The 18,213-nt window shown below is 52.3% G+C and carries 16 protein-coding genes; 11 read left to right on the top strand and 5 right to left on the bottom strand.

What is annotated here, in order from left to right:
* The first annotated feature begins 76 nt into the window (after positions 1–76).
* From ELR57_RS10865 to ELR57_RS10875, 3 genes are all read left to right on the top strand, one after another.
* On the top strand, positions 77–2,146 hold the full coding sequence (locus tag ELR57_RS10865; protein WP_158629998.1) for an alpha/beta hydrolase fold domain-containing protein: 2,070 nt from the start codon (positions 77–79) through the stop codon (positions 2,144–2,146).
* A 484-nt stretch (positions 2,147–2,630) separates the two neighbouring features.
* A complete protein-coding gene (locus ELR57_RS10870; RefSeq protein ID WP_126959095.1) occupies positions 2,631–4,136 on the top strand; it encodes a sensor histidine kinase in 1,506 nt (501 codons plus the stop codon).
* On the top strand, positions 4,099–4,791 hold the full coding sequence (locus tag ELR57_RS10875; RefSeq protein WP_126959096.1) for a response regulator transcription factor: 693 nt from the start codon (positions 4,099–4,101) through the stop codon (positions 4,789–4,791). The genes ELR57_RS10870 and ELR57_RS10875 overlap by 38 nt, the downstream gene beginning before the upstream one ends.
* Here ELR57_RS10875 and ELR57_RS10880 read toward each other — a convergent pair.
* Positions 4,788–5,366 carry an undecaprenyl-diphosphatase gene (locus ELR57_RS10880; protein WP_126959097.1) on the bottom strand — a complete coding sequence of 193 codons (579 nt, stop codon included), beginning with the start codon at positions 5,364–5,366 and terminating at the stop codon, positions 4,788–4,790. The genes ELR57_RS10875 and ELR57_RS10880 overlap by 4 nt on opposite strands.
* A 127-nt stretch (positions 5,367–5,493) precedes the next feature.
* Between ELR57_RS10880 and ELR57_RS10885 the strand changes: the two genes are divergently transcribed.
* From ELR57_RS10885 to ELR57_RS10910, 6 genes are all read left to right on the top strand, one after another.
* Positions 5,494–5,958, top strand: coding sequence for a divergent PAP2 family protein (locus ELR57_RS10885; protein ID WP_126959098.1), 465 nt, complete (start codon positions 5,494–5,496; stop codon positions 5,956–5,958).
* 99 nt (positions 5,959–6,057) lie between these two features.
* Positions 6,058–6,840 carry a glutamate racemase gene (gene murI / locus ELR57_RS10890; protein ID WP_126959099.1) on the top strand — a complete coding sequence of 261 codons (783 nt, stop codon included), beginning with the start codon at positions 6,058–6,060 and terminating at the stop codon, positions 6,838–6,840.
* 114 nt (positions 6,841–6,954) lie between these two features.
* Complete coding sequence (locus ELR57_RS10895) at positions 6,955–8,487, top strand: FAD-dependent oxidoreductase (protein ID WP_126959100.1); 1,533 nt, start codon at positions 6,955–6,957, stop codon at positions 8,485–8,487.
* A 500-nt stretch (positions 8,488–8,987) separates the two neighbouring features.
* Positions 8,988–9,818 carry a copper amine oxidase N-terminal domain-containing protein gene (locus ELR57_RS10900; RefSeq protein WP_126959101.1) on the top strand — a complete coding sequence of 277 codons (831 nt, stop codon included), beginning with the start codon at positions 8,988–8,990 and terminating at the stop codon, positions 9,816–9,818.
* On the top strand, positions 9,815–10,666 hold the full coding sequence (locus ELR57_RS10905) for a copper amine oxidase N-terminal domain-containing protein (protein ID WP_126959102.1): 852 nt from the start codon (positions 9,815–9,817) through the stop codon (positions 10,664–10,666). Before ELR57_RS10900 ends, ELR57_RS10905 begins: the two co-directional genes overlap by 4 nt.
* A 118-nt stretch (positions 10,667–10,784) precedes the next feature.
* Positions 10,785–11,993 carry a COG4705 family protein gene (locus ELR57_RS10910; RefSeq protein WP_126959103.1) on the top strand — a complete coding sequence of 403 codons (1,209 nt, stop codon included), beginning with the start codon at positions 10,785–10,787 and terminating at the stop codon, positions 11,991–11,993.
* 337 nt (positions 11,994–12,330) lie between these two features.
* Here the strand turns inward: ELR57_RS10910 and ELR57_RS10915 are convergent, their stop codons facing one another.
* Both ELR57_RS10915 and ELR57_RS10920 read right to left on the bottom strand, forming a co-directional pair.
* Positions 12,331–12,843 (bottom strand): GNAT family N-acetyltransferase, encoded by a 513-nt coding sequence (locus ELR57_RS10915; RefSeq protein ID WP_126959104.1) that lies wholly within the window; start codon positions 12,841–12,843, stop codon positions 12,331–12,333.
* 16 nt (positions 12,844–12,859) lie between these two features.
* Positions 12,860–13,393 carry a DUF1572 family protein gene (locus tag ELR57_RS10920; RefSeq protein ID WP_126959105.1) on the bottom strand — a complete coding sequence of 178 codons (534 nt, stop codon included), beginning with the start codon at positions 13,391–13,393 and terminating at the stop codon, positions 12,860–12,862.
* Between the two features lie 465 nt (positions 13,394–13,858).
* Between ELR57_RS10920 and ELR57_RS10930 the strand changes: the two genes are divergently transcribed.
* Complete coding sequence (locus ELR57_RS10930) at positions 13,859–15,295, top strand: hypothetical protein (RefSeq protein ID WP_126959106.1); 1,437 nt, start codon at positions 13,859–13,861, stop codon at positions 15,293–15,295.
* Positions 15,296–15,411: 116 nt separating this feature from the next.
* Here ELR57_RS10930 and ELR57_RS10935 read toward each other — a convergent pair whose 3' ends face one another.
* A complete protein-coding gene (locus tag ELR57_RS10935; RefSeq protein ID WP_126959382.1) occupies positions 15,412–16,011 on the bottom strand; it encodes a DJ-1/PfpI family protein in 600 nt (199 codons plus the stop codon).
* Positions 16,012–16,075: 64 nt separating this feature from the next.
* Positions 16,076–16,951, bottom strand: a complete 876-nt coding sequence (locus ELR57_RS10940; protein ID WP_126959107.1) for a DMT family transporter — start codon at positions 16,949–16,951, stop codon at positions 16,076–16,078.
* 196 nt (positions 16,952–17,147) lie between these two features.
* Here ELR57_RS10940 and ELR57_RS10945 point away from each other — a divergent pair, with 196 nt between their 5' ends.
* Positions 17,148–18,176, top strand: a complete 1,029-nt coding sequence (locus ELR57_RS10945) for an ROK family transcriptional regulator (protein WP_126959108.1) — start codon at positions 17,148–17,150, stop codon at positions 18,174–18,176.
* Positions 18,177–18,213: the final 37 nt, after the last annotated feature.

Consider the following 18,213-nt stretch of genomic DNA (forward strand, 5'->3'; position numbering starts at 1 on the left):
AATGACGCCTTATCGCTCCTATGGCCGAATGCTACGATATTATCGTCACTTTCTACCACTTGGGAGGATTCCATTCATGAGATGGCGTTGGATCATGATTGCGGTTTGTTTGGCGCTCGTCGGCTCGGGAGTGTTCTACTTCTTGGAAACGAACCGTCAGGAGAAACGAACGGAGGCGCCTCTGCCGACCTCTTCCGGTCTTCAGACTGCTAGGGCGCTGTCGGAAGCGCCCTCGCGACTAAAGAGTCATTTAAGTCCGAGTTATGAAGTTAATGTCATTAAAGATGTCGTTTATGCGAACAAGAAGAACGAGACGGAAGCCATAGAACCGTTGAAGCTCGATTTATATGTTCCTGAGACGCATGATAATGAGCCCAAGCCCGTGTTCGTCTTCATTCATGGCGGAGGGTACAAGGAAGGCAGCAAACGGGATGCGGCGGACTTCTCGACAGCGTTGGCCAAGAGAGGCTACGCCGTCGTCTCGATCGATTACCGGCTTAAGAAGGACCCCGACGCGAACCTGTATTTGACGTTGAACGACGACTATGAGGACATCTCCGATGCGATCGGCTGGGTCCGCGAGCATTCGAAGGAATACGGGTTAGATGTCGGGAAGCTTGCGATCGGCGGAGACTCTGCAGGCGGCCATCTCGCCATGAACTACGTGAATCAAGCGCTGAATAGCGATCCGGACAGCGTTCGATCCGTCTTCGCGATCGTGGATATTTACGGCGGTACGATGGATGAAGCCATCGACGGCAAGCTTCCGCCGGTGCTGATTATCCACGGGACGATCGACACCTTGATTCCGTATTCCCAGAGCGTTCAATTGACCCGCGACTTGGCGAACGCAGGAATTTATTCTAATTTCTTCACGATGGAAGGCGCCGGGCACGACTATAAGAACGATTTATACAAGGATATGGTGATCGATACGGCCGCAACCTTCCTGCAGAACGTTATTGACTTTAAGGGAGCAGATCGAGCGCCCAACGTGTCCAGCCTGTATGCGATCTCCGGCGATGCTTTCAAACTGAAGCTTCCAAGCGCATTTCAGCCTTCGGACGGAGGCAGTCGGGCCGCCGTATTCTTGCCGCCGGGTTGGACGCTCGAAGGGGCGGAAGAAGAGGCGATCACCGTCCGGATTCCCGCCGGTTTGGAGCGAGGCAGCAACAAAGTATTCGTGACCTCCGATCCCAGCAAGAATCCGGTTGACGGCTATGCGGTGAACGTAAATGTGATCGATCCGATCAAGGCAAGCTACGAGACATTCTTCGATCGGGCAGACGGCAAAGTCAAGACAGAACTTACGGTAAGGAATGAGACCTCTCAGCCGTTCAACGGAACCTTGCGCGTGCGCTACGCCGACCGGAACGGCAAGGAGAACGTGTTCGAAACGAAGGTCGAACAGCTGATGCCGAACATAAGCAAGGCATATACGATCAGCGATGCGTTGTCAGGAAAGAGGATTCTTGAAGCGACGACCGATAACGGAGTCTTAACCCAGCAAAGCGCAAGCAAGACGAACGCGCTTCTCGCCCGCCATGCCGGAACGCAAGGGAGTGTAGACGGCAAGCTGGACGAGTGGCAAGGGCAGACCCGATTCGAAGCGGATACCGTGAGAAACGATAATTGGGAAGGAGAGAAGGATCTCTCCGCCTTCGGTTATCTGAGCTGGGATGAAAGCAATCTCTATCTCGCCGTGGCTGTAACGGACGACGCGCAATCCCAGCCCGGAACCGGATTCGACATCTGGGCCGGAGACAGCATCCAATTCGCGATCGGAGCCGCGGACGAGACGGGAGACGCTCCCGGCTCATACAATGAGGCGGGAATCGCGCTGGGGGATGCAGGGCAGGTGCTGCGATGGAGATGGATCGCTACCCTGGGTCTCGCGGCCGACGGCTCCTTCGCTCCGAATGCCACTGTCTCGCGCCAAGAAGGAGAGACGATCTATGAGGCGGCGATTCCGTGGGAGGAGCTGGGCATCGATTCAAGCCGGGCGGCGAACGGTCTAAAGCTCAAGTTCTCGCTGCTCGTGAACGACAACGACGGAGGCGGGCGCAAAGGCTGGGTCGAATACAACGGAGGTATTGGCACCGCTAAGGATATACATGAGTTCGGCGACGTATTCTTAACTTCTTAATTCAGAACCTCTACTCCTGCTACTTGGCTTCAATTTGTGGGGTGAAGATGCGGAAGATGACATCTCCCTCCCAAAATTAATTCTCTAACGAAATGACAGAGGTCGTCGCAAAGTCGGTTGACTTTTGGGACAGCCTCTTTTTTTGCATGGAGCGCAAAATTAATAATTTGATAAGAAACGGTTCATTGCCCATTTATGAACGCGTTGTAAGGTAAAGGAGAGGAATCTCTAAATGGCTAAAGAGCGGAGCGATAGGGATGAAGCCGGAAGCCAAAGATCGCTGCCGATCGTTCACGGGTGCTCGTAATGGCCGGCGCTTACGGCGTTCAATCGGTCGTTTTGTTGCTTCTATTGATGGGGAAATGGTACGATCGGTCTGGCAGCCGACGGTTTCTCATCGGCGGATTCGGTCCTTTCGTCATGCCGATAAGCGTTAATCGGAAACAAGAATTGTCCTTAAGCTGCGAAGAATTGAGGAATCGGCGTGTCCATTCGCATTAAGTTAATCCTGTCTTACTTGGCGATGCTGATCGTCCCTATGATCCTGCTGGTGTTGACGGCTGCGCTGCTGGTTCTCGTCTTCCAAGGCGATCTGCAGAATGTACGCAATATTTACGAGACCAAGATCGAGAGCTTCGAGGAGAGCGACTATCACTGGCTGCTGAAGCACTCCGTCGAACAGAACCCCGCGCTGCTCGCCGACCGCGATTTTCTTAATGAGATCGCTTCGGAGCTTTCTGCCAGGGAGACCTATGTCTATGTGAAGTCGGGAGATCAAGTGCTGTACGAATCGGCGGCTATCCAGACGAAGGCCGAGCTGCTCTCGTCGCTTGTCCCGTTCAAGCGCGAGGGAGAACGCTATTTCTCCAAGACCAAAGCCTACTCCAATAACGAATATTATCATTATGTCCGGTACGATCTTTTGAACGGGAACAAAGAGCCCGTCTCGTTCTACCTCATCAAGAAAGTAGATCCGTTCGTTTATTTCGCGAAGAAATATTCGCCTTATCTTCTTGTGGCATTTGTCGTCATCTTGATCCTAACGAATGCATGGCTGACGTATTACATGTCCAAACACCTCATTCGGCCGCTTCTTGCGCTTCGCCGATCCGCGGTGCAGTTCACGCAAGGCAACCTGAATACGCCGGTCCCGGTGTCGGGGAAGGACGAGATCGGCCAACTGGGTACGGCGTTCGAGGAGATGCGGACGCGGCTCAATCATTCCTTCGAGGTGCAGGCTCAATACGAGACGAACCGCAAGGAGCTGATCGCGAGCATCTCGCATGACCTGAAGACGCCGATTACGTCCATCCGAGGTTACGTGGACGGCTTGCTCGAGGGCATAGCGGATTCCCCGGAGAAGACGGAGAAATACATGAAGACGATCTCCTCCAAGGCAGCCGAGATGGATAAGCTTATCGACGAGCTCTTCCTCTTCTCCAAGCTGGACTTGCATCGATTGCCCTTCGCTTTCGAAACGGTTAACGTTCAGGCGTTCTTAAGCGATTGGGCGGAGGAGCTGGCATTCGAATTGGAAAAGAAGGATGTTGCGCTTACGGAAGATTGGCAGATAGACAAGACAACGAGCGTAAACGTGGACAGGGATTCGTTCCGGCGGGTTCTGTCCAACGTCATCCAGAACAGCTTAAAGTTCATGGATAAGCCGAACAAGGAGATACGGCTTGCGGCTTCGACGGTTGACGGCGAATTGAGACTGTCCGTTGCCGACAACGGCCACGGCATTCCGGAGAGCGCGCTTCCGTTCGTCTTCGATCGATTCTACCGGGCGGAACAATCCCGGAACATGGACACCGGAGGAAGCGGCCTCGGTCTAGCGATCGCCAAGCGCATCGTCTCCGAGCACGGCGGAACGATAAGCGCCCACAGCAAAGAAGGTATCGGCACGGAGATTGTCATAAAACTGCCGATCGCGAAAGGAGGTGTCGCCGGCCATGAAGAAGAAAGCGATCTTGATCGTGGAAGACGATAAGGCGATCGCGGAATTGCAGAGGGATTACCTGGAAGCGAGCGGCTATCGAACCGAGATCGCCGACAACGGCGAGAAGGGGCTTGAGCAAGCTCTGAGCGGCCAATTCGATCTGGTCGTGCTGGACGTGATGCTTCCGAGACTCAACGGGTTCGAAGTGTGCAAGCAAATCCGCGAGGAAGCCGACATTCCCGTGCTGATGATTACCGCGAGCCGAGAGGACATCGACGTCATTCGGGGCCTGGATCTGGGAGCGGACGACTATATGACCAAGCCGTTCAAGCCGGCCGAGATGGTAGCGCGGATCAAAGCGCACCTGTCCCGGTATGAGCGATTAAAAGGCGTGCCTTCGGAGAATCGGGAATTGGAGATCCGAGGCCTTCGCATCGATCCGGAAGCCCGCCAGGTATACGTACAGGATGAAGAAGTCATGCTGACGGTAAAAGAATTCGATCTGCTGCATTTTCTTGCGGTTCACCCGAACCGCGTGTTCAGCAAGGATCATCTCTTCGAACGGATCTGGGGAATCGACGCGCTTGGGGACACGCAGACGGTGACCGTTCATGTTCGGAAGCTGAGGGAGAAGATAGAGAAAGACCCCTCCAATCCGATCTACATCGAGACCGTCTGGGGGGCCGGGTATCGCATGAAGGCTTAAGCTTTCGGCGAGAGGAATTTGATCTTGGACGTCGCCCGGCGGTAGAATCGGATGATTCCGTCCGGGATAAAGTCGAGCTTGCCGTTCGTGCGGTAGACCAGATAGCTGACGATTCCGGAAAGCGCGAGGCCGCCGACGATGTCGGCCGGATAGTGGACTCCGACATAGACGCGAGCGATTCCCGTCAAGCATGCCATGGCAAGCAGCACGCTTCCCAAACGCCGGTTCGCGTACCAGACGCTGAAGGCTATCGCGAACGCGAGAGTCGCATGATCGCTCGGGAACGAGGAATCCGCGGAATGCGGGATCAGCTGCGTGACGGCATGGGAGACGAATGGCCGGGGATGATCGACGACCGGAGAGACGACGTATTTGCCGAGGAACAAAGAAATGGCGGCTGAGAGGCCGGCATAGAACACGAGCCGTTGCTGGCGAGCCCTTGCGCCGATCCATAGCGCAGCCATGACGGCGAGAAGAATCCATACGATATCCTGCGCCATGAATTCCATGAAGTCGTCCACCGTATCGGACCGGCCGGCGAATTGGTTTAAGAAGTGAAAGAGGGTAAAGTTCATATGGCAAGATCTCCTTTGCTTATGGTCTAATCGACTATAGCCCCTCTTTCTTAACTATTTATTAATCCATCCGACGATTAGGGCGGATTAAGAATCATTTAATCTTTCGCAAGGGAGCAGGACATCATTGACGATATTGCATAACGTTCCTCTGATAGCCGCCGTTGTCGCGATCGTAACCGCTCAATGCGCGAAGGTGCCTCTTCGCTATTTGACCGGAAGAAGATGGGAGGCATCCCTTGCCCTGAGCACAGGCGGGATGCCGAGCTCCCATTCCGCTGCGGTCACTTCGCTCGCCACCGTCGTCGGAATCGAAGAGGGCTGGTCTTCGTCCGTCTTCGCCGTGGCCGCGGTGGTCAGCGCCATTACGATGTACGACGCCGCCGGCATCCGGAGACATGCGGGGTTTCACGCTTCCTTGCTCAACAGGGTGGTCCGGTCGGTGCGCGCTATGCAGCCGCAATCGAAGACGGACCTGCATCACGGCGAAGAGCTCAAAGAGCTGCTCGGGCATCGGCCGATCGAGGTGTTCGGCGGAGCCGTGTGGGGGATCGGCATCGGTCTGCTCACGCATTATCTCTATAACGGTTAGCTCGCGGCGAACGCGGGCTTTTCTACTTTCTCTTCTTCTAATCTCTGATATAATTAAAAGCGCATCGATTTTCATTACGTTCGGCAACGGGGTGTCTTCGTGAAGATTGGCTTTTTCGATTCTGGGGTAGGCGGGCTTACGGTGCTGGATCAGGCTTTGAAGCTGCTGCCTCATGAAGATTACATATTCTATGCGGATACGGACCATGTTCCTTATGGCGAGAAGCCGAAGGATCTGGTTAAGCAGTACGTCACCGAAGCGGTCGACTTCATCGCCGGCCAAGGAGTAAAGGCGATCGTCATCGCTTGCAACACGGCTACCAGTATCGTCATCGACGACCTGCGGGCAAGTTACGACTTCCCGATCCTGGGCATCGAGCCGGCCGTGAAGCCGGCCGTTCTCGCGCTCGACAAGGAGAAGAAGAAGGTTCTCGTGCTGGCGACGCGCCTGACCTTGCAAGAAGAGAAATATAAGAAGCTGGTGAAGAGCCTAGACAGCGACAATCGCGTCGTGAGCCTGCCGCTTCCCGGACTTGTCGAACTGGCGGAAGCGCTGGACTTCAAGGATGAAGACGTGCTGCCGTACTTGCGAGAGCAATTACAAAGCATCGATATCCGCGAAGTAGGAACCGTCGTGCTGGGCTGCACGCATTTTCCATTCTTCCGAACCGCCCTTCGCCAGATCTTCGGCCATGACGTCGGCTTGATTGACGGAAGCATCGGCACCGCCAAACAACTGAAGCGGCTGCTAGGCGACCGCTTGGAGGACGGCAGCGGTACGATAGCATTCTACGAATCGGGACGGCCTGTCCTGGAGGAAGCCCGTTTAAGTAAATATCGGCTCCTGCTGAATCGCCTGGAAACAGCCGAATCTCCCGTATAAGTCCGTTGATTGGCCCCTTCATCTGCAGCCCGAATTCGGGAATGGAGATGTGCCCTTTGTGAGAAGCTAATTCAAACAAAGTACGCACATTCTGGCAGAGAAGGGGCCTTGTTCATGTCACAGCTTCACTTGCTTCCGCAGTTCCCTCAATCCTACTGGACGGCGACGGCCGAGATCCCGGAATTCCCTTCGCTCACAAGCGATCATTCGGCCGACGTCGTCATCGTGGGGGGCGGGATGACCGGCATTACCGCCGGCTATCTCCTGGCTCAAGAAGGACAGAAAGTCATCCTTCTGGAGGCGGGCCGAATTCTTAATGGCACCACCGGCCATACGACGGCGAAGATCACCGTTCAGCATGGCCTGATTTATGACGAGCTGATTCAGCACTTTGGCGAAGATAAGGCCCGATTGTACTATGAAGCGAATCGGGATGCCTTGGATTTCATCCGAAAAATCGCAGAGTCGGAGAAAATAGCCTGCGAATTAGCGGAAGAGAGTGCTTACGTCTATGCGTCATCCGAACAATCCGCCAAGAAGCTGGAGACGGAACGTACCGCTTACGAGAGGCTTGGCATACCCGGAGAGCTGCGGGAGACAGCCGACCTTCCGTTTGCGGTTACGGCCGCATTGGCGGTGCCGAATCAGTCTCGTTTTCACCCGATCCCCTATTTAACGACATTAATTAACCACATGATCGAAGCGGGCTCCGAGATATACGAACATACGACAGCCAAGAAAGTCGAAGAGGGAGAGCGTCCGGTCGTCGTCACGGGATCCGGGCATCGAATCGATTGCCGTTACGTGATCTCCGCTTCGCATTTTCCTTTCCTGAATTGGAAGGGGCTATATTTCACCCGCCTGCATGCGGAGAGATCCTATGTGCTTGCCGTTCGGGTGGCGCAGGAATACCGCGGAGGAATGTATATCAGCGCCGATACCCCCACCCGGTCGATTCGTCTTGCGAACGAGGGCAAGGATCCGTTGCTGCTCATTGGCGGAGACGGACATAAGGCAGGGGAGAGCTCTTGCACGTTCAGTCACTATGAAGCGCTACAATCGTTCGCCGAGTCCTTCTTCGAAGTGAAAGAGATTGCCTACCGATGGTCTACTCAAGACTTGGTGACCTTGGACAAGGTTCCTTACATAGGAAGGATAAATTCGAATAGCGACAATATTCTCGTGGCTACCGGATACCGCAAATGGGGAATGACGAATAGCACCGCGGCTGCCCATATGCTGAAGAACATCGTTCTGGGAATCGACGATCCTTACCTGCAGGCATTCGATTCCTCCCGGTTCCATTCGGATCCGGATATCAAATCTCTGATCACGAACAACCTGGATGTGGCTAAGAATCTTATCTCCGGGAAGATGGAGATGGTGTATCGCACTCCGGACGAAGTGGGGACGAACGAGGGCTCCGTCGTTCGCGTGAACGGCAAGCGCGCGGGAGCGTATCGCGACCCCGAAGGCAAGCTTCATCTCGTCGACACGACCTGCACGCATATGGGTTGCGAGACGCACTGGAACGAGGCAGATCGGACTTGGGATTGCCCTTGCCACGGATCGAGATTCTCTTATACGGGAGAGGTGGTCGAGGGACCGGCCAAGAAGCCGTTAAAACAAGTGGAGATGTCAGAATAAGGTCCAGTTCCCCGACCGTCTGGCATGCGATTCCGCCTTGTTCAGCAGGAGGATGGCGAGCGGAATCAGTAGAATAATTAATGCCATTAATGATCCTAGTGAGATCCACCAACGTTCCGAAATCGAATCGGAGATGGCTTCTCTAATCGTAAACAAGGAATAAGTGACAGGGAAAAGAATCGCCAGAAGCTTCCCCCATGCGGGGAGAGCGGACGTTGGTATTCGCACGCCCCCAAACAGCTCCATCGGAGCTTGAAACAGGTAATACGAATAAATGGTCAACGCGATCAAAACGGTATCGGAGCGCTGTCTGCCTGAGCTATCAGCACGGCACAGGCGAGGCGTTGAAAAACCTGTACTAGTTTGAGGAGTCAAAAGCGAAAAAACGTGCCTAAACAAGCGGCAGAAGAGGGGGGCCTAGGTGGCCTCCTTTTTGATTGGTGTCTAAATAATAGTAAAAATGGTAGAATAGGGAATCGATCTGTTCAGGAGGGTTTTTGGTGAGCAAACGCAGATGTGCACTTCTTTTGGCGGTTTTGTGCTTATCCTTTTCGCTGTTTCATCGTTCGCCGCATGCCCGCGCGGCAAATACCGCGCTTACGCTAACCGTTGACGGCGTAAAGCTGTCCAGCACGGCGGCCGCCCCTGAAGTGATGGACGGCCATACGATGGTGCCGCTGCGGGTGGTGGGCGAAACGATCGGCGCCAACGTAAGCTGGGCAAACGGCGTGGTCACGATTACGCAGGGCGAGACCAAGGTCGTGCTGACCCCTGGCCAAAAGGTTGCCGAAGTAAACGGCAAAGCCGTCTCTTTGGAAACAAGCGCCTACGTCAAAGGCGGCCGCGTCATGGTGCCGTTGCGCTTTGTCGGCGAGACGCTGGGCTGCGACGTCGGCTTTGCGGGCGGGACGGTCACGGTGAACACGCCACCTTTTGCGATCGGCGGTGCGGCCATTGCGCTTGTGAAAAATGAAATTCGCTTCGACGATATCATCTTGAATACCGAGCTGCGGGGCAATCCGTTCATCAAGACGATGTATGACTTACTGGAGAGCAACAAAGGGGATTCCGCCGTCATGTCGGATCCGTTAACCTACGCGATGTCGGATATATACGATTTTGTGGACGAAAGAGGAACGAGCGTCCAGCGTTACGAACTGTACGTGGAAAGCTTTTCGATCGGCTATTCGTTAATTCATGATGTTACCGCCGATCAGTGGTTTACCTATGCGGACGCAAACCCCACCAAGTGGCTTTGGCTTGAGGAGTTGAAACATGCCGACGTATACGGCTTCCGAACCGTTGTCCCTAAAGGAGGGGTCACTTCATGAAAATAAGCTCGGTTCTGCTTCTCTTTCTGATCGCAGCAAGTGTGGCGACACCAGCACACGCAGCAGGTAACGAATTGAAGCTGGTAGTGGACGGCGTGACGCTGCCAACCACCGTGGCGCCCGAGGTTAAAGACGGCCATACGATGGTGCCGCTGCGGGTGGTGGGCGAAACGATCGGTGCCGATGTCAACTGGGCCAACGGCGTGGTGACCATTACGCAGGGCGAGACCAAGGTCGTGCTGACCCCTGGCCAAAAGGGGGCTAAAGTGAACGGCAAAGCTGTTACTTTGGAAACAATCGCCTACGTCAAAGAGGGCCGCGTCCTGGTGCCGCTGCGCTTTGTCGGCGAGACGCTGGGCTGCGACGTCGGCTTTGCGTACGGATCGGTCACCGTCAAAACGGCGCCGTTTGCGATCGGCGGGACGAACGTGGCTGTCATGCGGGAAGAGCATTACAATCGCTACTACTACTTTATCAGCGAACTGCGGGGCAATTATTTCACTAGCACGACGTACTGGATTTTTGAGAGCGGCAAACAAGAAGCCATTGAAGCGCCCGCCCAATATACCTCTGATTTGTCAGACGTTCCCGCAGGAACGTACAAACGCGTCGCGGTATATGACTTTCTAGATGCAAATGGAAAAAGCCTCAAGCGCTACGAAGGGTATGTCTTGGGAGAGGGCGACCGTTATGTGATTTATGACGCGACGGAAAACCAGTGGTACACCTTGGTGGAAGCTAGCAGTGATCTGTGGGATAAGATGCAAAATGCGGCCTTGGATTATGGCTTTTGGAGGGACGTCGATGGGGGGCTAAATCAGTTTCCTAAGGGGGAGGCTGTCCGTTGACCATGTGGGATCCGTATCTTCCGAAATATTAATAGAGACTTAAGAAATAGTTAATTCCTTCCCTATAGCATACAAGTATGCCTAATCGAGGCCATGCAAACAGGGGGGAAGGAATAGGATGGATGTTTATCCTAACAAGCGAAATTCATGGCTAAGCAAAGTGCCGGAAGTGACGATTTTCTTCTGGATCATCAAAGTCTTATGCACAACGGTGGGAGAGACTTTCTCGGATTACCTAAGCGTTAATGTCGGGCTAGGGCTGCCTCTTACCACGGGCATAATGGGGATTGCATTCGTTCTCGTCTTGTTTCTTCAGTTCAAGGCGTCGAGATACATCCCCTTCCTGTATTGGCTGACCGTCGTTCTGATCAGCGTGTTCGGAACGCTCGTCACCGACAACCTGACGGACGGCATCGGAGTGCCGCTTGAGACCAGCACGATCGTGTTCGCCATCCTCTTGGGAGTAACGTTACTGGTCTGGTTCCTCTACGAGAGAACTCTGTCCATTCACTCCATCTACACGAGGAGAAGAGAGGCTTTCTACTGGCTGACCATCCTATTCACGTTCGCGCTCGGAACGGCCGTCGGCGACTTGTATTCCGAACAGCTAGGCCTTGGTTATCTCAACACGGGAATCCTTGTCGTCGCGATTATCGCCGTCGTCTTCCTAGCCTGGAAGTTCGTTAAACTTAACGAGATTCTAGCGTTCTGGACTGTCTACATTCTGACACGTCCGCTTGGAGCCTCGCTTGGCGATTATCTCTCGCAGTCCAAGCTTAACGGCGGATTGGGGTTAGGCGCTACTCTCACCAGCGTGATCTTCCTGATCGCCATTCTGGCGATTATCGCCTATCTGGCCGTAAGCAAGATCGATTTGCTATCGACAAAAGAAGGGACGGCAGCGCCGATACGCGTGGCGGGCAACCGGAATGCCGTACTGACGCAAACCTTGCTAGTCGTGTGCCTCTTCCTCGTTGCCTGCGTCGGCGGATACGAATGGCGCAGTAATCGCATTGCATCTCAACCGGTTTCTTCCCAGGCCACGTTATCCGGTCAGCTGACCGCTTTTATTCAGCTTGAGGAAGAAATGGTTAACCTCGTTAATAATCATGATGCGGCTTCGGCGAAGCCCCAAGCGGACCAATTGGAGCGAGATTGGGACAAAGCGGAACCGACACTTCGGAAGATCGACCGCAAGACCTGGACCGATATCGACGGTACGATCGACGGCGTATTGGCTGCGGTTCGTTCGAAGAAACCCGATGAAGGCAAGTGCCGGAACGTTCTGGCCGATTCGCTGAATGTCTTGAATGCCGCCAACCAATAGGTAACAAGCAAAAGAGCCCAACTCACGTTATGTTGAATGACAGAGATATTGAAAGACCACCTCCAATAAATGCGTGGATATAAGATGTGACACAGAATCGATGTCAAAAAGCACAGCAGAATTATTCGGCTGTGCTTTTTGTTTCATTTTTAGCGAGGTATCGCTAAGCTGTCTTCTATGGTCATGCCGTTAAAAAAATGATTTCCCTCCAAACTAAAAGGATCTATTGAACTAACGTTCCCCGTTAGCGTAATGATTCACTGTGGTACGGCTCACCGTATCATCATAAAGGCGAAAATAAAAGGCACCTTGAGAGGTGCCCATACTGCACTATAAATTAATTCCTTTTATACAACCATTCTTTTTCTAAAATGCTCATTTCCCACAGATTCCAAAATTCGTTGTCAACTTTTCGTGCTTCTCGAAGTAGTCCTTCTTTTACAAACCCAGCCTTCTCGTAACAAGCAATCGCGGGAAGATTAAAATCAAATACTCCGAGGCTGACTCTGTGTAATTTCAATTGTCCGAAAGCGATATTTAAAACCTTCTGTACCATTAATTGCCCAATGCCATGTCCTTTCAGGTTTCTTTCCCCAACTAAGACCTTACCTAATCTCCCCGAATTGTTTATTCGATCAATCGTTAAATTGATATGCCCAATAACCTCTTCATTTTCTTCAAGTACCACCCTATAAATTAGCGTGTCGCTACGAATATAATTCTCTAATTGTTGTTCTGTTAAAGGGTAGCTAAACGTTCTTCCTCCCCATTGAAGCATAAATTTCGGCGAATCAATCCAATCGATTAGTTGCTTAAAGTCGATACGTTCGAAGTGTTCAAGTTTGATCACAACAATCCTACCTTCCTCAATGGTATTGACCCGTAACATGTTCATTCGTATCTTGCAGCATCTTGGCAAACACCACGATCTGCCCCGCATGATATCCATAGTGTGCCGACACCTGTATAAGCAGACGGCCGATTACTCTTGTATCATAGGTTTCGTCGGCAGGGGCATCCACTCGGTGCATTCGGTTCCAATCATCGCGGTCATAGCGAATGATGACCTCCCGAAACAAATCATCGTTCGATAAAGCAGATAAAACTTCTTCCGATTCGGAACGGGTTTTCCGCATTAGGCTAATCAGCTCTTCTTTTGATGTTCCCCCATCCGTCGTAAATTCGCGAGTACGCTCCCGGATGAACGGCTTGTTTCCGATAGCGCTCACAAAATTCTGATATTCGTTGCCTGCCAAGTGCAAGATGAGATTCCCGATGCTGTTCATGGATTCCTTCATTCTTGTCCAAATGAGTTCATCGCTTAGCTGATTCAAGCTCTTCTCGATTCGGTCAAGCTGCTTGTTCATATCTTCCATTATGTAATTGGTCAGTTCAATCAAAGGAATCCCTCCAACTTGGATGGCGATATCCGACTCCGGCGGTACGATGGTTACATAGAGCGTGCCAGGACGACCGACTGCATCACCTTGTCCTATAATTAGGCGAGTCTTTTCTTTGCTATGACTAGCTCCCTTTTATCTAATAAGTCACGATGATCATCGTTTTTTCCCTCCCATATGCAGTATCATAATCGCAAACGAATAGAACAGTTGGCTCGAGACAGAACAGATGGACGGGATATCCGATAAACTATTCATAAGCAAAGGGAGGGGTTCGCGGTGAAGACACGATCGGTCGATGACCAATCCGACAAGTTTTATGCCCAAGTTTATCATTAGCAAGACAGATTCGTCCACGTCAAAGAGAAGTCCGGCTACTAACACAAGAGAAAATTAAAACTCCACCTTTGCTAACGATGCAACGTCGGAGGACTTCTTTGCGTCTAATGACTAAGAGGTGGATAAATGTTGAGAAAATGGTACTCGATAGCAATCGTAATAGCCGTAATTACGTTGGCAGCGTGCAGCAAGCAGTCAACGAACGAGCCGGGAACGACTTCGGCTCCGGCGGTGCAACCGACCGCGCCGGCTAGCGTAGAGCCGACTGAACAGCCTGCAAGTTCGCCTTCCGCATCGCCAAACGAGACTGCACCGGCATCGCCTAATGCCTCGTCAACCCCTGCTCCGGTGGTCAAAAGCGCATCTTACGGTTTCGACCAAATCGCTCCTTTTCCTTATGACGTCAATTCCTACTCTCTAAATCAGATCGTATACGAATCGGATTCCGAAATTATCGTCGCAAGCTATGACGGTAATATGAAACTGGTCCGATACGAAGTGGGAAGTAATGTCGTCTCTTCAAAATGGGAAGGGACTTGGAGCGATTTCGTGAGCATGTACAACGCCGAATCCGCACCTTCCGAAGACGGAAGAGGCCGAAACATCACGTTCCAGGTCAACGATAAAACCGCTTCTTTTTTCGTGAAATCAAACGAAGCCATCGACGGCGAATACGTTAGCCCCGACGGCAAATGGAGCGTATACACGAAGGATTTCGACAAGCGAGACGGGATTTGGGGGAAGGATCGGGCGACGGGGCAAACGTATCATTGGACGCGTGGCAAAGCCGATTCAGATCCGCTCTGGTATCCGGATAGCACTAAGTTCCTATATTTCGCGGACACCGGCAAGGAATATTCGCAACCTGGCTACGGCAACGCAGTGGTATTAACCGAGTTTGACGTTGCAACGCAAAAATCTAAAAGGCTCCCTTTTGAAGCAGGTTTGCTCGGCAGAAGCGAATGGATAATACCAGGCGTTTCGCTAACGTTAATCAAATCTGCTAACGAAGAAGCTTGGCAAACGGAAATCGTTCATTTGCAAACGAAACTCGACGTGACGTTTTTTGGTGCGTTAACGGGGATCGTCACCCGTAGTTATAATTTTTCCACTTATGTATATAACCCGGTTCAACATCAATTTCTCACTTCCCAGCTAGGGCATTTTCAGTTGTACGATGAGAAGGGGAAGCTTGTATCGGAAGTGCCGTGGTTAAAAGGATATGATTCGGATTCGTCGCCTAATCCGGCATTCAACGGCCATAACGGCGAAATCGAGCCTTATTACAAAGTCGGTTTTGAATATGGCCCGCATGATTTTCGTATTTCTCCGGATGGCACTCATATCGCTTATCAGTCAGGATTTATCGTGGGCTCCAGTGAGGGGGGCAAATTGGTCATAAGTAACGCCGATACGACTGAACCGATCATGCGTACGACGGAAAAACTATTCATTAACGAAATCCTGTGGACGCCTTCCTCCAAGCGGGTCCTCGTTATTTTCAAGAATTCCGAGGTTGGAGACCCCTTTATCGGGTGGCTGGACATAGATCGCGCCAAGTAATAGACTGGCTTGAACTTAGCCAAGTTTGTTTGGAACCCGCTGACCATTATTGGCTGAGCTTAGCACGCTGGCTATGCGCACAAGTGAAAAGCTCCCAAGAGGGAGCTTTTTTTGACTCACACTGTTCCTAAGTAGACATTGCTTAGCTTGCCTACCTGATAATAGGGATACTCAAGTTTCTGTTGCACCTGAAGTGCGGTGTCTGTATTTACGAGCCATTCGACCATATAGAGTCCCAGATCGATAGATGCAGTTACACCACCTCCGGTGACGATATTTCCGTCCCGGACCACACGTGCCTCTAAAACTTCTGCACAATATGGAGCTAACAAATCGTATGCAGCTGAGTTCGTGGTTGCTTTTTTACCCTCTAGGAATCCGGCCGCTCCCCAAAGAAGTGCTCCTGTGCAGACCGACACCTTGTAGCGCGCGGATTCTGCAGTCTGGATCCAACCCATGAAGGCATCGTCAAATCGAAGCTTTCTGGTTGAGAAGCCACCAGGTAGAAACACAAGATCAAACTCACCTAGATTCGGCAGTACCAAGTCGGCCTTCATTTTCAGTCCACGGTCATCCGTTACTTCCTCCTTGTCCGCACAAAACTTCCACGATACGTTTTCTTTCGCTTTCAGGATAGCCATCCAGGTCACAGCTTCATAAAATCCAACTAAGTCCATACTGGTCATACCGTCGAATAATACAAACGCCATTCTCATCGCCGCCACCATACCTTTCATCCCTTAGAAAATTAACAGATAAATTTGGAATTTACAACTAAATTCATTGCGCTATTCTGCCATTCACAAGAACGATGCTCCCCAGGACCAGCAAAATCCCGAGAACGAGGTTCAGCGTCACATGCTCATTCATGAACAGAACGCTGATCAAGATCGATACGACGGGAATCAGGAATGTAAAGGAGGCGACCTTCGAGGCTTCGCCCGACGCGTTGAGCTTAAAGTAGACGAACCAGCCGGCGGCGATGACGAAGACGGAGATAAACAGCGTATCGGCAATGAAAGGCAGCTTCCACTCAATCGACGACCACTTCTCCGCGAACGATCCGCCGGCAAGCATAACCAGTCCGCCGATCGTGATCTGCATGGCCGTCATCCACAGGATGTCGAGCTTCGCGGACGTTTTTTTCGTATAAATCGTTCCTAACGCCCAGGACAGAGCGCTCAAAAGCGCCAGCACGATGCCGATCCCGGATAAGCCGCTCTCCAAGCCGCCAATGCTCATGGATGCCACGCCGCCGAATCCGAGGATCAAGCCGAGCAGCTTCAGGGAATGCATTCCTTCTCCCAGCCACAGCCAGGCGAAGAAGCCGACCAGCACGGGCTGAAGGAAGACGATCGCCGAGAATATGCCGGCAGGCATGTAGCCAAGGCCGATCGTTTGGAATCCATAATAACAAACGATGCTAAGCAGGGACGAGATCGCGTAGGTTACCCAGTTCTCCTTGAAGCGCAGCTCCCGCCAGCGAGGAAGCGCTATGGCGATTAACAGCAGTCCGCCGATAAGGGTGCGCAGGCCGGCGAACAACACGGGAGGGGTAAATTCCAACGCATATTTGGACAGGGGCCAATTGACTCCCCACATGAGGACGAGAAAGGTCAAATACAAGATCGTTCGGTTGCGAGACAAGCCAGGCATTCGAAACACTCCTTCGTAAGCATTCTCGAATTATAGCATGTTTCGCGCCGAAACAAAGCTCGATAGATCCTTGCCAATATCGCATATTGCTCCGAATTCAACGGTCTGCTAAGATAAACTCAACTTATTAAAGAGATTTAATAAGTAAAATGGACTATCTATGGACTACTTATAGACTAGAAAGGCGTTGATCCCCATGACGAATCCGTATACTTCGCCCAAAGAAATGAGAAAGCTGATCCTTCAGCGAATTCGCGCCGCTCTTCTGATGATGGGGAGCGCCACGAAGGCCGAGCTTAGCCAGCGTCTGGGCATCAGCTTTCCGACAGTCAGCAAGTTTCTCGCGCAGATGGAGCAGGACGGGGAGATTCGCTACGACGGAGAAGACGACTCCAACGGAGGCCGCAAGGCGAAGAGATATTCCTACAACCCGGATTACATGCTGGGGCTAGCCATCTTCGTCGAGAAGAACGAGACGATCTATACCGTCTTCGACAGCCTCGGGGATATTCAAGAGCAGGAGAGGAAGCCTAGCGTGCTGAATCAAGAGGCGGAATCGCTGGACGAGCTCATCGAAGCTTTGATCGAGAAATACCCGAAGCTTCGTTCCATTGCGATCGGAGTGCCAGGCGCGGTCAACAACGGCAGGATCTTCCACATACCGCCTTATCCGAGCTTGGCCGATTACGATCTGCAGGAAGCCTTGGAATCCAAGTTCCAGATTCCGGTCGTCGTCGAGAACGATATGAACGCCTCCGTGCTCGGCTATGCCTCGAGGATGGAGCTGGAGAACGAATCGCTCGTTTATTTGTACTTCGGCCAGAACGGCCCGGGTTCCGGCATCATGATCAATGGGGACGTCGTGCGGGGAAGCACCTTCTTCTCGGGCGAAATCTCGTACATTCCGCAATACGACAATCGATCGTTCAAGGAAGCGCTGCAACGAGGGGATCGGTATCGGAAAATCGTTCTGACGGAGGAGGAGCAGATCGATGCGGTTGCCCGCTTGATCGCCACGTTCGCCGCCATTACCAACCCGCGCGCGGTCGTCTTCTGCGACGATGAAGTTGATGATGAGCTTCTGGCCAGAATCGCGGAGAGAAGCGGCAATTATATTCCTCAAGATCACCTTCCGGTGCTGATGATGAGCGATTGGCGGCAAGATTATTTGAGCGGCTTGCAGCAGCTCGCTCTGAATCTAATGATTACGGAGAGCGAGGTTTAACGAGCAGGCCCGGCGGCAAAGGAAAGTGCTTTGTAAG

The organism is Cohnella sp. AR92 (assembly GCF_003990975.1).
Classification (GTDB): Bacteria; Bacillota; Bacilli; order Paenibacillales; family Paenibacillaceae; genus Cohnella.